This window comes from Burkholderia plantarii (genome assembly GCF_001411805.1).
GTDB classification, from domain to species: Bacteria; Pseudomonadota; Gammaproteobacteria; order Burkholderiales; family Burkholderiaceae; genus Burkholderia; species Burkholderia plantarii.
In genome coordinates this window covers 3,200,468-3,217,753 of the sequence record NZ_CP007213.1, presented here as the reverse complement: position 1 = coordinate 3,217,753, position 17,286 = coordinate 3,200,468, and the positions used below count along the sequence as shown (strand labels likewise).

The following is a 17,286-nucleotide window of genomic DNA, read 5'->3' as shown; positions in this document are numbered from 1 at the left end:
GCCGGCGCGGTCCCTTGCATCGCGATGCTCCCGATCTCCCGAAGCGCCCGCCGCCCTCGGCCGGCGGCGCGTCGTCTTCCAGCGCCGCTCGTCCCCCGACCGATGACGAGACGTCATCGATGTATTGACGGCGCGGCCATTCGTTGGCGCGGCCTTGCGGCGTAGCCTGCACGCAGTGGTCGAGCGCGCCGCGTTGCCGGTGACGGCAGGCGGCGGCTCGGGCCGATCTCGAACGAAGTCAGCGATCCGGAGGGAGCGACGATGTATGCAGTGATGGGTGTAACCGGCAAGGTCGGTGGAGAAGTGGCGCGCGCGCTGCTGGCGGCGGGGCTGCCGGTGCGCGCGGTGGTGCGCGACGCGGCGAAGGGCGCGAGCTGGGCGGCGCGCGGCTGCGAGGTGGCGTTGGCCGAGATCGGCGATGCCGGCGCGCTGACGAAGGCGTTCAGCGGCGTCGCGGGCGTGTTCTTGATGACGCCGCCGAACTACGATCCGGCGCCGGGCTTTCCCGAGACCGTGGCGCATTGCGCGGCGGTCAAGCAGGCCGTGGAGGCCGCGCGGCCCGGCCGGCTGCTGTTCCTCTCGACGGTGGGCGCGCAGGTGGCCGAGCCGAACCTGCTGAACAATTCGAGGATGACCGAGGCGATGCTGCGCACGCTCGACCTGCCGGTGTGCCTGCTGCGCGCCGCGTGGTTCATGGAGAACGCGGCATGGGACGTGGACGCGGCGCGCAGCGGCACGCTGCCATCGTTCCTGCAGCCGCTCGATCATCCGATCCCGATGGTCGCGACCGCCGACATCGGCCGCACCGCCGCCGCGCTGCTGCGTGAGCACTGGACCGGCACGCGCGTGGTCGAACTCGAAGGCCCGCGCCGCTACAGCGCGAACGACATCGCCGCCGGGTTCGCGGCCGCGCTCGGCCACGACGTGACGGCGCAGCCGGTGCCGCGCGAAACCTGGGAGGCGCTGTTCCGCTCGCAGGGCATGCAGCATCCGCTGCCGCGCGCGCGGATGGTGGACGGCTTCAACGAAGGCTGGATCGATTTCGAGCGGAATGGCACGGAACACCGGATCGCGCCGACGGAGCTGGCGGAAGTGCTGAAGGAGTTGGTGGCGGGGTGAGCGGGCCGGCTGGAGATCGCCAAGGACCGTCGGGCACGGCTGTCGCGAGTGCCGGCGCCAACAGAAAAGGACCCGCGGGTCCTTTTCTGTTGAATGTCTTATGGATTACGCAACAACTTCTACCTTGCCGGTTTGCGCTTCCTGTCGTGCCGCTTCCGACGGTTCATTGGCCTGATCGACCAGGCGGCAGGTCCGATGGCCGTTTTCGGCAACCGGTTCCCTGCATGCGTTGATCACGGTTGATCGACTCGGTTCGCCCGGTCCGGCTGGACTGCGCGGCGCCCGATCAACCGCAGTCGTGGCGCGGTCCTTGTATACCGCATCGCACGGGAGCATCGCGATCGTGCATTCGACCGGGATGGGAGCCATGTGCTTCATGCCCCGCCTGACTGACGGGATGGAATCGTCGTGGTCCCACAAGATGCCCCGAGCCAGCTTCTGCTGCACCCGGTGCGAACGCAGCTGGACACCCGCTGTCTCCCGCGTGCGCCGCAACGCATGGCGCATCCGGCCACGGATGCGCCGGTCGCCCCCCCGTCATCTGGCGGTGGCGGGGCGGCAGTCGTCGGGATAGCGCTCGCCCACCGCGATCGGCCTGATCGAGCGCGTGGTCCCGATGGCCGGGTATTTTCGTGTCCCAAGGCGTGGGAAGACGGCGCCGCGCATTCTTCGTTGCTTCGCCTCGCGGCGAAATGGATGAGCGGGCGCGGCGCCGTCCCGCCTCAGTGATGCGCATAGAGCGACGCGTTGCCGGCACTCGCGACGCGCTTCGACGAACCGGCTTCGGCGCGCGCCGCGCCCGTGCCGCCGATGCCTGACGTGGCGGCGTCGAGCTTCGCTTCGGCGGCCTGCAGCGAGTCCGGGTAATGCACGTCGTTGCGGGCCGGGCGGTAGCCGACGCTTTCGAGTTGCACCAGTTGCTCGCGCACCTCGGCGCGCGTGACGGGGGAGGGCGCCGCCGCCTGCGCCTCGGCAAGCGCGGGGGCCGACAGGGCGATCGAGACGAGCAGGAACAGGGAAGTGCGATGCATGGCAAGGCTCCGGTGACGTTGAGGAAAACGAACGATGTCGTCGTGAGTGCATTGTCGCGATTGACGCACCGAAGATGAATGGCCGCGGACGCATCGGGCCGATGCCGCGATGTCATCAATCTCGCGTGCCCCATGCCGGGCACGTGGGCCGGCCCGTACCCATGCCATGCCTGCATCGCCGCGATGACGCCGGCGGCATCGTCGTCGGCGCCCCACCCGCGGACAATCGGTGCCTGTTGACCGACAGGAGCCGAGCCATGCCCCACGACCCTGACATCCCCGCCGCGCCGTCCGCGGCAATCGTGCTGCTGATGGCGCTCAGTTGCGGCCTGGTAGCCGCGAGCAGCTATTTCGCGCAGCCGCTGCTCGCCACGATCGCGCGCGACGTGGGGCTGCCGGCCTGGGCCGCCAGCTGGATCGTCACGTCCAGCCAGCTCGGATATTGCACGGGCCTGCTGGTGCTCGCGCCGCTAGGCGACTGCGTCGAGAATCGCCGGCTCGTGCTGCTCACGCTCGGCGGGCTCGGCATGGCGTTGCTGGCCATGGCGCGGGCCACCGGCGGCGTGGCGCTGCTGGCCGCGGCGTTCGCGATCGGGCTCGGCTGCACGCTGGTGCAGATGCTCGTGGCGCTGGCCGCGCGGATGGCCGGCGCCGACTCGCGAGGCCGTGTGGTGGGTAACGTCACGAGCGGCCTGCTCGCCGGCATCATGCTGGCGCGCCCGGCCGCGGGCGTGATCGCCGCGCAGGCCGGCTGGCGCGCGCCGTACCTGGCTGCCGCGCTCGTGCTGACCGCGCTCGGCGTGCTGCTGGCGCGCGTGCTGCCGCGGCATGCGCCGGCCGCGCCCACGCCGTATCGGCAGGCGCTCGGCTCGTTGCGCGGGCTGCTGCGCCGACACGCGCCGCTGCGCCGGCTCGGCTCGGTGCAGGCGTGCCTGTTCGGCGCGTTCAGCCTGTTCTGGGGCGCGGCGCCGCTCGCGCTGTCGCGGCGCTTCGGCCTCTCGGCGGACGGGCTCGCGCTGTTCGCGCTGGCGGGCGCCGCCGGCGCGCTCGCGGCGCCGCTGGCCGGGCGCGCGGCCGACCGTGGGCGCGGCGCCGCGCTGCGCGCACTCGGCATCGCGCTGGTGGCGGCCGGCTTCGCGCTGACGCTGGTACCGAACCTGGCGGCGTGGGTCGTCGCGGCGCTGATGATCGACGCCGGCGTCCAGGTCTGCCATGTGATCGCGCAGCGCACCGTGCTGTCGCTTGACGCGGCCGCGCGCAACCGGGTCAACAGCCTCTACATCGCGATGTTTTTTTTCGGCGGCGCGCTCGGCTCCGCGCTGGCCTCGGCCGCGCTCGCGCCCGGCTGGCCCGCCGTGGCCGGACTCGGCGTGCTGCTGGCGGCCGCCGCCGCGCTGATCGCCGGCGAACCCGCGATCGCGTGCGCCGGGCCCGGGGCCGGCCGTCGCGCGGCGCGGCGATGAAGCCGTTGGCGGCACGCAGAGGGCGGCAAGTGCGAGCGTTGCGCGAAAGCGCTGCCGGCCGACGGGAAGGCGCCAGCGCATCGCGGCGCGCGCCGCGAGCCAGCCGCCACTATCATTTCGCACGACCGGATCCGTTGAGCGGATCCTCAACCGGAGATCGACATGGCACGGATTTTCATCACGGGATCGACGGACGGCCTGGGCCTGATGGCGGCGCAACTGCTGCTCGAAGGCGGCCATCGCGTCGTGCTGCACGCGCGCGACGCCTCGCGGGCCGGGCACGTCCGGCGGCGCCTGCCCGGCGCCGACGCGATCGTGACGGGCGACCTCGCCACGCTGCAGGCGATGCGCGAGGTGGCCGGACAGGCGAACGCGCTGGGTCGGTTCGACGCGGTGATCCACAACGTCGCCGTGGGCTATCGCGAGCCGCGCATCGAGACCGCGGACGGCCTGCCTCACGTATTCGCGGTCAACGTACTCGCGCCCTACGTGCTGACGGCGCTGATGCAGCGGCCCGGGCGCCTCGTCTATCTCAGCTCCGGCATGCATCGCGGCACGCGCGCCGCGCTCGACGATCTGGCCTGGACGCGCCGGCGCTGGAGCGGCGCCGAGGCCTATGCCGAGAGCAAGCTCCACGACGTGCTGCTCGCGTTCGCGGTGGCGCGCCGCTGGCCCGAGGTGCTGTCGAACGCGCTCGAGCCGGGCTGGGTGCCGACGCGGATGGGCGGCCCCGGCGCGCCCGACGATCTCGACCAGGCGCATCGCACGCAGGCCTGGCTCGCCGTGAGCGACGACGCCGGCGCGCGCGTGAGCGCGCAGTACTTCTTTCACATGAAGCCGCGCCAGCCCGATCCGGCCACGCGGGATACCGCGCTGCAGGAGCGGCTGCTCGCCGAGTGCGAGCGGCTGTCGGGCATCGCGCTGCCGGACTGAGCGCGGGGCGTGCCGCGCGCCGGCACGACGCCATGCATGGTGCGTCGTGCCTCATGCGTCGTGCCGCGCGCGGAGATCGCGGCGGCCCGCGCTACTTGCGCGCCTTCGTCCTGCGCGCCGGCGCGACGGCCGCCCCGGCGCCGTCCGTCAGCGACACGACGAAGTCGAGGAACGCGCGCGTCTTGGCGGGCGGATGGTTCGCGCTCAGGTACAGCGCATGGAGCGGAAAGCGTTCGTCGGGCCAGTCCGGGAACAACTCGACGAGCTGGCCGTCGGCGAGCAGCTGCTCGGTGCCGAGCGCCATCACCTGCGCGATGCCGTAGCCGGCCACGCAGGCGCTCAGCATCGTGCCGACCTCGTTGACGATCAGCCGTCCCCGCGTCTCGACGCTCACGCGCTGCGTCTTGCGATGGAATTCCCACTTGAACGGCCGGCCGGTTTCGGGATCGCGATAGTCGATGCAGGTATGGCCGCCCTCGCCGAGTTCGCGCGGATGCAGCGGCCGGCCGTGACGCGCGAGATAGGCGGGTGCGGCGACGGTCAGGATGCGCGTGTCGAGCAGCTTGCGCGCGCGCATGGCCGAATCGCGCGGCACGCCGAAGCGGATCGCCAGGTCGAAGCCGTCCACCACCATGTCGCCGAGCTGGTCGCGCGTGACGAGTTCGAGCGCCAGCTCGGGGTAGCGCGCGAGGAACGCCTCGAGGCGCGGGCCGAGCATCAGCCTCGAAAAGAACGGGTCGAGGTTCACGCGCAGCCGGCCGCGCACGGCGGTGGCGCTGCCCGAGGCCGTGGCGGCGGCGTCCTCGAGCCCCGCGAGCAGCGGCGTGATCTGCCGGTGGAAGCGCCGTCCCTCGTCGGTCAGCGAGACCGCGCGCGTGGTGCGATCGAACAGGCGGATGTCGAGCCGGGTTTCGAGCCGTGCGATCGCGCGGCTCACGCCCGGCTGCGACATGTCGAGATGCTCGGCGGCGGCCGCGAAGCTGCCCGCTTCGACCACCGCCACGAAGATGCTCATGCCGTTCAGCACGCGTTCGTCGAATCCCGGCATCGCCCGTGTTCCTCGTCCAGAAGATGCGGCGACGATAGCACAGGCGCTCGCGCCGGCCGGCCCCGGCGCGGTGCCGCGTGACACGTGCGCAATACGTGCGCAATACGCTCCGGAGCCCGGCGCGGCGGGCCTCGGCGGCGCGCCGGACGGCGTTGTCTGCGCACCCATGCGCGTTTGTCATGACCGTGATGACGAACGCGCATGGCCAGGACGGCGCGAATCCGCCCGGGACGGACGCAGCGAAGGACGTGGCCGTCTCGTCGAAATTCGATACTGTCACGAGGTTCGGCTAGAATAGCGGCTGTCTTAGGGGAGTAGTCTGCTTCGCACCTCCCACGCGAAGCGCCGTCGTCAACATATTTGGCCGAATCCGGGCCATGGCGCCGGCAGCCGTTTCCACGGCCTGACGAGACCTATGACGTTACCCTTCCACCCGGGCCGGGCGGAGGGCAGCGTCATGGTTGCGTCGCCCGGCCCTGGAGATAACAACAGATGTTCCCCACATTCCCGTTCCCGGTAGACGCCGTCGTGGCGAGGTGCGCACGATGGTCGTGACTTTCGCCCTGCTGCTCGCGGCGGCCGGCATCATCTATTTCTCCTGCGAAACCTTCGTGAACGGCGTGGAATGGCTCGGCCGCAAGCTGAACCTGACGCAGACGGCCACCGGCACGATCCTCGCCGCGTTCGGCACCGCGCTGCCCGAGAGCGTCGTCACGCTGGTGGCGGTCGCGTTCGGCACGACGCCGGCGCACAAGGAGATCGGCGTGGGTGCCGCGATCGGCGGCCCGCTCGCGTTGAGCACCGTGGCCTACGCGGTGGTGGGCTTCGCGCTGCTGGCCGTGGCGCGCCGCGCGGGCCAGGTCACCCGGGCCGGCGTCGACGCGAACACGGCGCAACTGCGCCGCGACCAGCTCTGGTTTCTCGCGATCTTCGTCGCCAAGATCGGCCTCGGCCTGGTGGTGTTCCAGTTCAAGCCGCTGCTCGGCATCGCGTTCCTGGCGGCCTACGCGTTCTACTGCTGGCGCGAGCTGACGGCCGACGGCGACGGTGCCGCCCACGACGACCTCGAACCGCTGATGCTGCGGCCCCGCTCGGCCGATCCGGCGCTCGGCTGGGTGATCCTGCAGACGCTGGGCGCGCTGGTGGTGATCTTCGCGGCCTCGCACCTGTTCGTCGGCCAGATCGGCGCGGTGGGGCCATGGCTCGGCCTGAGCCCGCAGCTGACGGCGCTGCTGTTCAGCCCGATCGCGACCGAGCTGCCCGAGATCATGAACGCGGTGATCTGGGTGCGCCAGCGCAAGGAGCGGCTCGCGCTCGCCAACATCAGCGGCGCGATGATGATCCAGGCGACCATCCCCACCGCGTTCGGCCTGTTCTTCACGCCGTGGCACCTGGCGTCGCCGTCGATCCTCGCGGCCGTGATGACGGCGATCGCGATCGTGTTCCTGCAGTTCGTGTTTCGCGCGCCGAGGGTCAGCCGCCATCTGCTGGCCTGCGTGGGCGGCTTCTATGCCGTGTTCGCCGCGCTGCTGTTCGTGATCTGACGTCCCGCGGCGGGGCGGCCGTGCCCGCGTGGCGCCCGAGGGGGGCCGCCGCGCCGGGCCGGCGCCCCGCCCGCGTTTCTCCTTCCATGGCCGTCCGGCCGAAGCCCGCGGGCCGCGCGGCGCCTCGCTCCGGAATTCCGGCAGCATCATGCCGCTGTCAGCCAGCCGGCGCGTGATCCGAAATGGGTAATGATTCTCGTTTCAGAATGCAGGCGCGCGCCGCGCGGGGGACTTCAATACCGTGGCCCGCCGAGCGCGGCGCGCCGGTCCCGTTCAACCGAAAGGCTCCCCATGCCAGATCGTTCCGCTTCCTTCTGCCGGCACGCGCCCGAGCCGGCGAGCCGGCCCGCGTTCTATGCGCTCGAGCAGTTCCCGCGTCTCGCGGCGCTGGCCGCGAAATGGGAGATCATCCGCGACGAGCGCCAGCGGCTGGACGCGCCGATGCTCGAGATCGACCGGGTCGGCAAATCGCATCTGCAGGTGTATGCGGAGACGGTGGAGCACATCCGGGCCGGCGGCGAATACGGCTGGCTGAAAGGCTGGGGCGAGGGCGGCGTGAGCAACGCCGACTGGACGCAATACGGGCTGGCGGTGCGCGACCAGCCGATCCCGTTCGCCGCGAGCCGGATGCCGGGGACGCGCCAGATGCTCGAGGAGATCGCGGGCATCAAGGTGTGCGCGCTGTCGCGCATGCTGCCCAATACGCTGCTCAACAGGCATCGCCACCCGGAGCTGCACGACGAAGGCATGCATGCAGATGCATATCACGCTGGACGCGGCGAGCGAGCGCGGCTTTGCCTACCTGAACGTGGCCGGCCACTTCAACCAGAACCGGGTGGGCAACGCGATCGTGTTCGACGGCTCGCTCGATCACTTCGCGCTGAACGCGTCGCCGCAGCCGCGCACGATCTTCTACCTGGAATTCGAACGCGCCAAGCAGATGGTGCCGGCGGCGGGCTGAGCGCGGCGCGTTTGCGAAAGGGGCTTGAGGACGACGGCGCCGGGGAGATGCGAGGGCCGTCGTGCCGGACCGGCTGCGGGCGGGCGAAGCGACTTGCGATTCGTGCCGCGTGAGGCGGAGGTTGCCGGGCGGACGATGCAGCCCGCCGCGGCGACAGGCTCAGACGGCCTGCAGGAACGCCGTCAGATGGCGGTTGAAGGCGCTCGGGCGCGCCAGGTTCATGCCGTGCGAGGCGCCTTCGATCGTGACGCGCGAGGCGTTCGCGATCCAGCCCGCGAGCGCGCCCACGTTCTCACGGAACATCGCGGGGCTCTTCTCGCCTTCGATCAGCAGCGTCGGGCAGGCGATGCGGCCGGCCAGCTCCGCCGAATAGGCCGGCAGCGGGTCGCGCAACTGCATCGACAGCGTGCGCGCGTTGTCGGTGGCCATGGTGCGGAAGCCCGGCGAACTCTTCTGCCAGGTGCCCGCGCGGCTCACCGAATCCACGAACAATTCGAGGCCGGCATCCACTTCGCCGTTCGCGATCAGCGTCACGGCGCGCGTGCGCAGGCGCTTGGTTTCGAGCGAGGCGGCGGGCGCGGACGGGTTCGGCACGCCGGTCAGGCCGCCGCCCGGATCGCAGAGCGTGAGCGAGCGCACCAGCTCCGGAAAACGCAGCGCCATGTGGAACGCCACCGAGCCGCCGCGCGAATGCCCGACCAGATGGACCGGGCCGGCGTCGAGCTGGCGCACGAACGCGCCGAGCTGGTCCGCGTGCGTGCTCCAGCTGAAGGTGGGCAGGTCGTCCGACGGCTCGGCCGGCCAGTAGTGCGTGAGGCTCGGCGCGATGCAGGCGAAATTCGGCGCGAGGCCGCTCAGTTGCGGCTGCCAGAAGCGGAAATCGCAGAGCGAGCCGTGTACGAACACGACGAGGTCGCCTTCGCCCGTCCGGACGTAGGGCATCTTGATGACGGGGCCGGTACCGGGAAGATCCAGCGAGACGGGGGCTGCGAGAGAGGCGACGGGGTTCACGATCGTTATTTGAGCGGCTGTGGGCGCCATCATAATGGATTTCCCTGATATCCCATGATTGTGCAAAAAAACGACAGCGGCGGTGATGCTTCCCCTTAATTCGTTCGATCAGCTCGAAATCCTTTCCTGGTAAGGGTTTTCGGCGTTTCTTCCGGCCGGCGACACGGCGCGATGAATACCCGTGATTGTTGTGTGGATTTGCGGTAATCAAAATTGACAAGGGGCGATTCGTCGCGCATGGGTGGTCGCGCGGCGTCGGGAACGGGCGTCGGGAGGGCGCGGCGCGTGGCGCGCCGGGCTTTACAATTCACGCCTCTCGCCACACCGTCGTCTCGTGTTTCGTCGCTCGTCCCCAGCCTTCATGCAAGACAACCCATCCGTGCCGGCCCCGGCCGCCGCTTCCGATCCTCGCCCGCGCCGGCCCGCGGCCCGCGCGATCCTCTGGGACATGGACGGCACGCTCGCCGACAGCGAGCCGCTGCACTTCGCGTCGCTGCTCGCCGCGCTGCGCCACTTCGGCGTGACGGCGGACGCGACGCTGCAGGCGCCGACCTGCGGCATGACGGGGCGCGCCTCCTACGATTTCTGCGTCGAGCGTTTCGGGCAGGCGTTCGATTTCGCGACGTGGTCGCGGGTCCGCTCCGGGACGTTCGCCGCGAGCCTCGGCCGGCTGCGCGCCCGGCGCGGCGCGCTCGCGCTGTGCCGCGCGGCGGCGCGTGCCGGCCTGCGTCAGGCGGTGGTGTCGAACGCGGGGCGCGGCACGCTCGATGCCGGCGTGGGCGCGCTCGGGCTCGACGCGTGGCTGGCCGTGTCGATCTGCGCGCATGACGTGCCGGCCGGCAAGCCCGCGCCGGACGGCTACCGGCTCGCCGCCGAGCGGCTTGGCGTGCGGCCCGGCGAGGCGGTGGTCGTCGAGGACAGCCGCCTCGGCGCGCGGGCCGGCGTGGCGGCGGGGATGCGCGTGCTGGTCTGGCTCGGCGTCGACGATGTGGCAAACGGGTTTCCGCCCGAGGCCGAAATACTACGCACCCCGAATGAATTGGCCGATGCGCTGGGATTGGTGATCGACCCGCTCGACCCGCTCGACCCGCTCGATTCGTCCGATTCGTCCGATTCGTCCGATTCACACGACTCGCCCGGCCGCTTCAGGTCGCGCGAATGATCCTTCGCACCGGCCGCCGGCGCAAGCGGCGCGCGGCCGGCTTGCCACCCCGCGGGCCGTGCGGTCGCCCGCATGCGGCGCGTGCCGATTGATGCGCGCGCGCCGAACGGCGATACTCGCGGTTCGCCGATGCGCGTGCCGTGCCGCATGCTTGCCGCCCCGTGTCGCGCGATGGCTGGATGTTTCATTTCGTTAGGCACGCCGCCGCGGCGCACCGGACACGCCGGTGCCGGCTCGCGCGCTGCCGCCGGGATCGCGTCCGGCCGGACCACGGGCGCAACTGAACAAAGGAACGAAGCATGGACGTACTGGATGTGGTGATCGTCGGGGCGGGACACGCGGGCGCGAATTGCGCGGCCGAACTGCGCAAGGCCGGCTTCGAAGGCACCGTCGCGCTGCTGTCGGATGAGGCCGAGCAGCCCTACGAGCGGCCGCCGCTGACGAAGGACTATCTCACGGGCGATCGCGGCGCCGAGCAGATCCGCTTTCGCACGCCCGAGGCGTGGCTCGAACGCGCGATCGACGTGCGCCTCGCGCATCGCGTCGAGGCGGTCGATGCCGAGGCGCACGTGCTGCGTCTGGCCGACGGCGGCGCATTGCGTTACGGCAAGCTGGTGTGGGCCGCGGGCGGCACGCCGCGCCGGCTCGGCTGCGAGGGCGCGACGCTCGACGGCATCCATGTGATCCGCGCCAAGCACGACATCGATGCGCTGAAGGCGGACCTCGCCGGGCGCGAGCATGTGGTGGTGGTGGGCGGCGGCTACGTGGGGCTCGAGGCGGCCGCGGCGCTGACCAAGCTGGGCGGCGTGCGCGTAACGGTGGTCGAGGCGCAGGCGCGCCTGCTCGCGCGCGTGGCCGGCGAGGCGCTGTCGTCGTTCGTCGAGGCCGAGCATCGCGGCCGCGGCGTGGAGATCGTGACGGGCGCGCAGGTCGCCGCGCTGAAGGGCCGTGACGGGCGCGTGGCATCGGTCGAACTGGCCGACGGCCGCTCGATCGCCGCCGATCTCGTGATTGCCGGCATCGGCATCGTACCGAACGCGCAGTTGCTGATCGACGCGGGCGCGCGGGGCAGCAACGGCGTGGACGTGGACGAGGCCTGCCGCACCAGCCTGCCCGACGTCTACGCGATCGGCGATTGTGCGCGGCGCGCGCATCCGCTCGTGGCCGGCGGCGCGCTGCGTATCGAGAGCGTGCCGAACGCGGTCGAGCAGGCCGGCATCGTGGCCGCCGCGATCGCCGGCAAGCCGGCGCCGAAGCCGGGCGTGCCGTGGTTCTGGTCGACCCAGTACGACCTGCGCATCCAGATGGCGGGGATTCCCGACGGCTACGACGAGGTGGTGGTGCGCGGCGACGTGGCCGCGCGCGCGTTCGTCGTGCTCTATCTGCGCGCGGGCCGCGTGATCGCGCTCGACGCCGTCAACGCGACCAAGGAATACGTGCAGGGGCGCGCGCTGATCGCGACCGACGTCGTGCTGACGCGCGAGCAGCTCGAGGACATGTCGGTACCGCTGCAGGCGCGCATGCCGGCCGCGAGCGTGTGAGCGTCCGAACCTCCGGGCGCCTGAACGCCTGAACGACGGGCGGCTTCCCGAGTGACCGGGGCCGGTCGCGCATCGCGCGGCCGGCTTTTTTTTCGTCACGCCGCGAGGCGGACGGGTACGGCAGGCTTGTCCATCAAGCTCGTCCAATCCGGCCGGCGCCGGTGCGCCCCGGCTTCCCGGCGCCGCCGCCGGCCATCGTCCGCCCGGGGAGCGTTCGAACCGCCCCCGCGATCGAGTGCGAAATCGGCGGGAGCGGTACGCCGCCATGGCCGGCGGTCCGACCGCCTATCGATACGACGAATCGGCGCGATCCGCTCCCGGCTTGCGGGCATGGGCGTCTCGAGCGGGCCTGGCGAGCGTCCCGGAACTTCGTCATGCGGCGGCGGCACCGATCCGGGTGCGCCTGTCGCCCTCGCGCGCCGGCCGGCCGCCAGAGCATGAAAAAATCGGTTCGACGTTTGTATTTGCTGCCATTGCCGGCGCCGGTCGCGGCCCGCCGATGCCTGCATCGCGGCAGGCCCCGCTGCCCGGCGTGAGCGGCGCGGGGGTGGCGCCGGCGGCGCGGCCGCCGGCGCCCGATCCGGCGTGGCCGCCGCGCCCCGCCCGGGCCTGCCTCGCCCGCATGGCTTCTCCTCGACGCCTCGTCGCGCGACCCGTGCCGACGCCCGCGGCGCGACCGGCCGGGCGATGGGTACGGCATTTGCTCGAAAGGCTTGCCGCATGTCGGCACCCTTCCTTCCATCCATGAGGAGATACGCCATGAGCACGCACGTTGTGTCGGTTCTGAACGACTTGGTCGAAACGTCAAAGGACGGGCAGCTGGGTTTTGAAAAAGCGGCACAGGATGCCCACGATCCGCAGTTGAAGACGCTGTTTCAGACGCGTGCCGCCGATTGCGCGCGCAGTGTCGGAGAACTGCAGGCCCTGGTGCAGCAACTCGGGGGCGATCCGAAAACGGGCGGCTCGGCCACGGGCGCGCTTCACCGTGGTTGGGTCAACCTCAAGTCCGCCGTCACCGACCGCAGCGACCACGACATCCTTTCCGAGTGCGAGCGCGGCGAGGACGCTGCGAAGAAGCGCTATCACGACGCGCTCGAAAAGGACGAATTGCCCGTCGAGGTGCGCGCGCTGGTCGAGCGGCAGTACCAGGGCGTGTTGCAGAATCACGATCGCATTCGCGATCTGCGCGACCAGTTCGCGAACCGGTAAAGGCCGGCGGCCCGGCGCCGCCGGGCCGCGCCCCTGCCGGGGCGTCCCGCGGCTTGGGGGCCGCGCGCCTACGGGGCGTCCCGCATGCGGTCGTGCCGCTCGCGAGCGCCGCCCCCTCCGTTGCCTGGCGGATCGCCGTCGCTGAATTCGCGCAGGAGCCGAAGCACCGCGGGGATGTGAAAGTCCTGAACGCAGGGCGCCGCGAGCTGCCGTTGCCGACACATCTGCGCGCTCAGCTCCAGTGCTCGCCGGCGCGAATCGATCAGCAGCAGCAACGCCTCGCGCATCAGCGAGCGCTCCAGCGAGGACAGCGAAGCGGCTCGCGCCGCCGGCCCGGCCCGATGCTTTCGCGCGCGACGCCCGATGGTGGTGGGGTACACGTCGTTCATTCGTTCTCCCGACTACCTGACTGCCCGACGCGACCATCGAACGTCATCGCCGGCCGTATCTGCCGAACGAAGCTACCGGCCGTAACCGCCGGACCGTGGTTCATCACATCACCGCTCCGCGCAGCCAGGGTACGAACTCGCGGTCGCCGATGCCGTTGTCCTCGCTGCGGGTTCGCCGTCCCGAGGCGATCTCGAGCATCAGGTGAAACAGTTGCGTGCCCGCCGCCTCGACACCGAGCCCGCCGTCGACGATCGGGCCGCTGTTGAAATCCATGTCCGCGCGCATCCGCTCGAACAGGCCGGTCGTGGTCGCGATCTTGATGGTCGGCACCGGCTTCGAGCCGAACACCGAGCCGCGGCCGGTCGTGAAGCAAATCAGGTTCGCGCCGCCGGCGACCTGCCCGGTCGCCGAGACCGGGTCGTAGCCGGGCGTATCCATGAACACGAGGCCGCGCGCGGCGACCGGCTCGGCATAGTCGTAGACCGCGTTCAGCGGCGAGCTGCCGCCCTTGGCCACCGCGCCCAGCGACTTCTCGAGAATGGTGGTGATGCCGCCGGCCTTGTTGCCCGGCGACGGATTGTTGTTCAGCTCGCCGCCGTGGTCGGCGGCGTAACGCTCCCACCATTGCAGCCTGTCGAGCAGGCGCCCGGCGACGTCGCCGGAGGCGGCCCGCGCCGTCAGCAGGTGTTCGGCGCCGTAGATCTCCGGCGTCTCCGACAGGATCGCGGTGCCGCCGTGGCGCACGAGCAGATCGACGGCCGCCCCGAGCGCGGGATTGCCGGTGATGCCGGAGTAGCCGTCCGAGCCGCCGCATTGCAGGCCGACCTTGAGCTGCGAGGCGCAGACGGCGGTGCGGCGCGCGCGGCCGGCCTGCTCGATCAGCTCGCGCACGATGGCCACCCCGCGCGTCACCGTCTGGCGCACGCCGCCTTCGTCCTGGATCACGAGCGTGCGGACCGGATCGGCGCCCGGCGCGTCGAGCAGGTCGAGCAGGCCGTCGAGCTGGTTCACCTCGCAGCCGAGGCCCACCAGCAGGATGCCGCCGAAGTTCGGATTGCGGGCGTAGCCCGCCAGCGTGCGGCGCAGCAGGGCGATGCCGTCGCCCGTGGCCGCCAGCCCGCATCCGCTCTGGTGCGTGATCGCGACGACGCCGTCGATGCCGGGAAACGCATCGAGGGCCGGCCCGCGGAACGCGTCCGCGATGGCGTGGCACACCGTTGCCGAGCAGTTGACGCTCGCGATCACGCCGATGTAGTTGCGCGTGCCGACCTGGCCGTCGGGGCGGACGAAGCCCATGAACGTGCCGGACAGCGCGGCGCCGGCCGCATGCGGCGGCGCCGCGTCGGGCGCAGCGCCGCCGGCGGGGTGCGCCGGCATGTCGACGTTATGCACATGCACGTGCTCGCCCGCTTCGATGCCGTGGCGCGCCACGCCGATCGTCTGCCGGTATTTGGTCACGCGCTCACCACGGGCGAGCGCGCGGACCGCGATCTTGTGGCCGGCCGGCACCGGCGTCAGTACCGGCAGCGAATGCCCGTCGAGCTCGACGACGCTGCCGGCCTCGAGCGCGCGCAGGGCCAGCGCGACGTTGTCGTCGCCATGCAGCTTCAGGACCGTGCCTGGATTCATGATGGTGTTCCTCTCAACTCGGTTGCGCCAGGTCATGCGCGGCCAGCAGGCCGCGTAGACGCGGCTGGGCGTGGCCCGGCGCGTGCGCGTCCGCCAGCGCGATCAACGGGCGGATCCGGCGCCGGATCTTCTCGTCGTGGTGGTTCGCGATGTCCGCGATGCGATGGTCGAGGTAGGGATTGAGCAGACGGTCGCGCACCGTGTCGATGTAGCGCTCGGCGGCATCGCGCTGGCCCAGCGCGACGAACACCGGCAGCACCTCGTCTCGCCAGACGTGCTCGATCCCGTCGCCCAGCCGCGGATCGCCCATCGCCTCGCGCACCGTTTCATCCGGCGGGCGGCCCTGGCGCAACCACTGCTCGGCCAGCCAGGTATGGCCCAGGTTGAGGAAGAACAGCTTCAGGCGTTCGTGGCCGGCCAGGTCGTCCGTCACGACGATCTGCTCATGCGTGCAGGGCAGCGTCATGCCGGCGTGACGCTCGACGGCCCACAGCGCATACGGTTCGGCGATCGCGCCGACCGGATCGATCGCCCCGGACACGATCCGGTCCACGAGCGAATTCACCCAGACGCAGGTGTGCAGCAGGTAGGCGATCAAGCCGTCCGGCAGATGCCACTGCCGGGCCAGCCCCAGCACGATGTCGCGCAGCGTGTCGCCGTTGCGCGCGATCAGTTCGCAGGGCAGCAGCGTGACGCCGTCGGCGGGGCGCTCCCGCCAGCGCGCATGCAGCAGCGTCAGCAGCTTCGCCGGAAAGCTGTGCGGCACCCGTGTCGCGTCGGCGAGCACGTCGGCCGAGTCGCGTTCGTCGAGCCGGTAGCCGGCGTCGGCCGTGTTCGACACGATCACGCGCACGTCGTCGACGACGGCCCGGCGGATCGCGGCCCAATCGGTCGAGGCCGTCCAGGCCCGGCGGACGGCATGGCACTCGACCACGCGCTCGATCGCGACGCCGTCGGCCCGGCCGCGGATGCGCACCGGATAACGGCCCGTCGCGGCCAGCGCGTCGATGCGGGCGCGGCTCGACGGGTTCGAGGTGGTCTGCACCACGCCGATGCCGCCGATCGCCTCGCCGCGCGCGAGCGCCTCGGACACGAAGAAGGCGACGTGCGCGAGCAGGAAGCGGCTGGTGCCGAACTGAAGGATGGGGACGCTCATGCGGCGGGTCCTGATGGCTTGGTCATGCCGGTCAGCACTCGACGAGCGCCTTGACCACGGTCTGCCCCGGATCGAGCAGCCGCGGCAGCGCCTCGGGCACCTCGGCCAGCCGCATGCGGTGCGTGTTCAGCGCCTGGTCGGGAACGTGCCCGTCGCGCATCGCCGCCAGCACGGTGTCGAAATCGGCGGCGGTGGCGTTGCGGCTCGCCAGCAGCGTCATCTCGCGCTTGTGGAATTCCGGATCGGAGAACGTCACCTGGCCCGGCACGATCGAGATCAACACGTACCGGCCGCCGTGCGCGACGAACGCGAAGCCGCGGTTCATGGCGTCGATGTTGCCGGTCGCATCGAACACGACGTCGAAAAATTCGCCGTTCGTCAGCGCGGCCAGCTGGGCCGCGTCGCCGTCGCCCACCGGCACCGTCGCCTCGATGCCGAGCTGCGACCGGCAGAACGCCAGGCGGTCGGCGCGCGTATCGAGGCAGGTCACCGTGCCGCCGCGCAACCTGGCGAAGATCATCGCCGCCATGCCGATCGGCCCCGCGCCGACGACCAGCACGCGTTGGCCCGGCTGCACGTCCGCGCGCCGCACGGCGTGCGCGCCGATGGCCAGGAATTCGAGCATCGCGGCCTGGTCGAGCGATATGCCCTCGGCCTTGTGCACGAACTGCGCGGGAACGCTCAGATACTCGGTCAGGGCGCCGTCCCGATGCACGCCCAGCACCTTGATGTCGACGCAGCAGTTGGTTTTGCCCTGGCGGCAGGCCACGCAGTGTCCGCACGACAGATAGGGCATGACGTAGACGCCGTCGCCCGCGTCGAAACCGGAACCGGGCTCGGCCTCGACGACGACCGCCGACAGCTCGTGTCCCATCACGCGCGGATATTCGAGGTACGGCTGATTGCCGGTGAAGATGTGCAGGTCGGTGCCGCAAATGCCGACCCGGCTCACGCGCAACAGAATTTCGCCGCTGCCGCGCACGGGCAGGTCGCGTTGCAGTGCCCGCAGCACGCCGGGCGCTTCGCAGATCACGCTAAGCATGGAAGCTCCTTTCATTGAAATCGAATGGACCGGCCCGACGGACCGGT

At 71.1% G+C, this 17,286-nt stretch carries 16 protein-coding genes, 1 pseudogene and 1 riboswitch; of the genes and pseudogenes, 9 read left to right on the top strand and 8 right to left on the bottom strand.

Annotated elements, in window-relative coordinates; translation table 11 throughout:
* The first annotated feature begins 261 nt into the window (after window positions 1–261).
* Window positions 262–1,119, top strand: coding sequence for an NmrA family NAD(P)-binding protein (locus bpln_RS30380; RefSeq protein ID WP_055140887.1), 858 nt, complete (start codon window positions 262–264; stop codon window positions 1,117–1,119).
* Window positions 1,120–1,224: 105 nt separating this feature from the next.
* Here the strand turns inward: bpln_RS30380 and bpln_RS36385 are convergent, their stop codons facing one another.
* Window positions 1,225–1,497 carry a hypothetical protein gene (locus bpln_RS36385; protein ID WP_148654232.1) on the bottom strand — a complete coding sequence of 91 codons (273 nt, stop codon included), beginning with the start codon at window positions 1,495–1,497 and terminating at the stop codon, window positions 1,225–1,227.
* A 344-nt stretch (window positions 1,498–1,841) separates the two neighbouring features.
* A complete protein-coding gene (locus bpln_RS30375) occupies window positions 1,842–2,150 on the bottom strand; it encodes a DUF4148 domain-containing protein (RefSeq protein WP_055140886.1) in 309 nt (102 codons plus the stop codon).
* 257 nt (window positions 2,151–2,407) lie between these two features.
* Here bpln_RS30375 and bpln_RS30370 point away from each other — a divergent pair, with 257 nt between their 5' ends.
* The gene (locus bpln_RS30370) at window positions 2,408–3,613 is read left to right on the top strand and encodes an MFS transporter (protein ID WP_055140885.1); all 1,206 of its coding nucleotides are present in this window, start codon (window positions 2,408–2,410) and stop codon (window positions 3,611–3,613) included.
* A gap of 162 nt (window positions 3,614–3,775) precedes the next feature.
* The gene (locus bpln_RS30365; RefSeq protein WP_042628808.1) at window positions 3,776–4,546 is read left to right on the top strand and encodes an SDR family NAD(P)-dependent oxidoreductase; all 771 of its coding nucleotides are present in this window, start codon (window positions 3,776–3,778) and stop codon (window positions 4,544–4,546) included.
* Between the two features lie 91 nt (window positions 4,547–4,637).
* On the opposite strand, the gene bpln_RS30360 is transcribed toward bpln_RS30365, so the two are convergent.
* On the bottom strand, window positions 4,638–5,594 hold the full coding sequence (locus tag bpln_RS30360) for a LysR family transcriptional regulator (protein ID WP_042628807.1): 957 nt from the start codon (window positions 5,592–5,594) through the stop codon (window positions 4,638–4,640).
* A gap of 297 nt (window positions 5,595–5,891) precedes the next feature.
* Window positions 5,892–6,072: riboswitch (yybP-ykoY riboswitch) on the top strand.
* A 67-nt stretch (window positions 6,073–6,139) separates the two neighbouring features.
* Here bpln_RS30360 and bpln_RS30355 point away from each other — a divergent pair.
* The 3 genes and pseudogenes from bpln_RS30355 (at window position 6,140) to bpln_RS37515 (ending at window position 8,099) form a co-directional block, all read left to right on the top strand.
* Window positions 6,140–7,138, top strand: coding sequence for a sodium:calcium antiporter (locus tag bpln_RS30355; protein WP_042629613.1), 999 nt, complete (start codon window positions 6,140–6,142; stop codon window positions 7,136–7,138).
* A gap of 189 nt (window positions 7,139–7,327) precedes the next feature.
* A pseudogene (locus bpln_RS38515) lies at window positions 7,328–7,807 on the top strand (hypothetical protein); the annotation flags it as partial.
* A gap of 82 nt (window positions 7,808–7,889) precedes the next feature.
* Window positions 7,890–8,099, top strand: coding sequence for an aspartyl/asparaginyl beta-hydroxylase domain-containing protein (locus tag bpln_RS37515; RefSeq protein ID WP_209444942.1), 210 nt, complete (start codon window positions 7,890–7,892; stop codon window positions 8,097–8,099).
* A 159-nt stretch (window positions 8,100–8,258) separates the two neighbouring features.
* Here the strand turns inward: bpln_RS37515 and bpln_RS30345 are convergent, their stop codons facing one another.
* On the bottom strand, window positions 8,259–9,110 hold the full coding sequence (locus tag bpln_RS30345; protein ID WP_082465490.1) for an alpha/beta fold hydrolase: 852 nt from the start codon (window positions 9,108–9,110) through the stop codon (window positions 8,259–8,261).
* 361 nt (window positions 9,111–9,471) lie between these two features.
* Here bpln_RS30345 and bpln_RS30340 point away from each other — a divergent pair, with 361 nt between their 5' ends.
* The 3 genes from bpln_RS30340 (at window position 9,472) to bpln_RS30330 (ending at window position 13,022) form a co-directional block, all read left to right on the top strand.
* Complete coding sequence (locus bpln_RS30340) at window positions 9,472–10,272, top strand: HAD family hydrolase (RefSeq protein WP_082465489.1); 801 nt, start codon at window positions 9,472–9,474, stop codon at window positions 10,270–10,272.
* 299 nt (window positions 10,273–10,571) lie between these two features.
* Window positions 10,572–11,813 (top strand): NAD(P)/FAD-dependent oxidoreductase, encoded by a 1,242-nt coding sequence (locus bpln_RS30335; protein ID WP_042628805.1) that lies wholly within the window; start codon window positions 10,572–10,574, stop codon window positions 11,811–11,813.
* A 759-nt stretch (window positions 11,814–12,572) separates the two neighbouring features.
* Window positions 12,573–13,022, top strand: coding sequence for a PA2169 family four-helix-bundle protein (locus tag bpln_RS30330; protein ID WP_042628804.1), 450 nt, complete (start codon window positions 12,573–12,575; stop codon window positions 13,020–13,022).
* A 68-nt stretch (window positions 13,023–13,090) separates the two neighbouring features.
* Here the strand turns inward: bpln_RS30330 and bpln_RS30325 are convergent, their stop codons facing one another.
* From bpln_RS30325 to bpln_RS30310, 4 genes are all read right to left on the bottom strand, one after another.
* Window positions 13,091–13,411 carry a hypothetical protein gene (locus bpln_RS30325; RefSeq protein WP_042628803.1) on the bottom strand — a complete coding sequence of 107 codons (321 nt, stop codon included), beginning with the start codon at window positions 13,409–13,411 and terminating at the stop codon, window positions 13,091–13,093.
* 103 nt (window positions 13,412–13,514) lie between these two features.
* Window positions 13,515–15,041, bottom strand: a complete 1,527-nt coding sequence (locus tag bpln_RS30320; RefSeq protein WP_042628802.1) for a UxaA family hydrolase — start codon at window positions 15,039–15,041, stop codon at window positions 13,515–13,517.
* Between the two features lie 13 nt (window positions 15,042–15,054).
* Window positions 15,055–16,197 (bottom strand): mannitol dehydrogenase family protein, encoded by a 1,143-nt coding sequence (locus bpln_RS30315; RefSeq protein WP_055140883.1) that lies wholly within the window; start codon window positions 16,195–16,197, stop codon window positions 15,055–15,057.
* A 31-nt stretch (window positions 16,198–16,228) separates the two neighbouring features.
* Window positions 16,229–17,239: a zinc-binding alcohol dehydrogenase family protein gene (locus bpln_RS30310; RefSeq protein ID WP_055140882.1), complete on the bottom strand. Its 1,011-nt coding sequence runs from the start codon at window positions 17,237–17,239 to the stop codon at window positions 16,229–16,231.
* Between the last annotated feature and the right edge of the window lie 47 nt (window positions 17,240–17,286).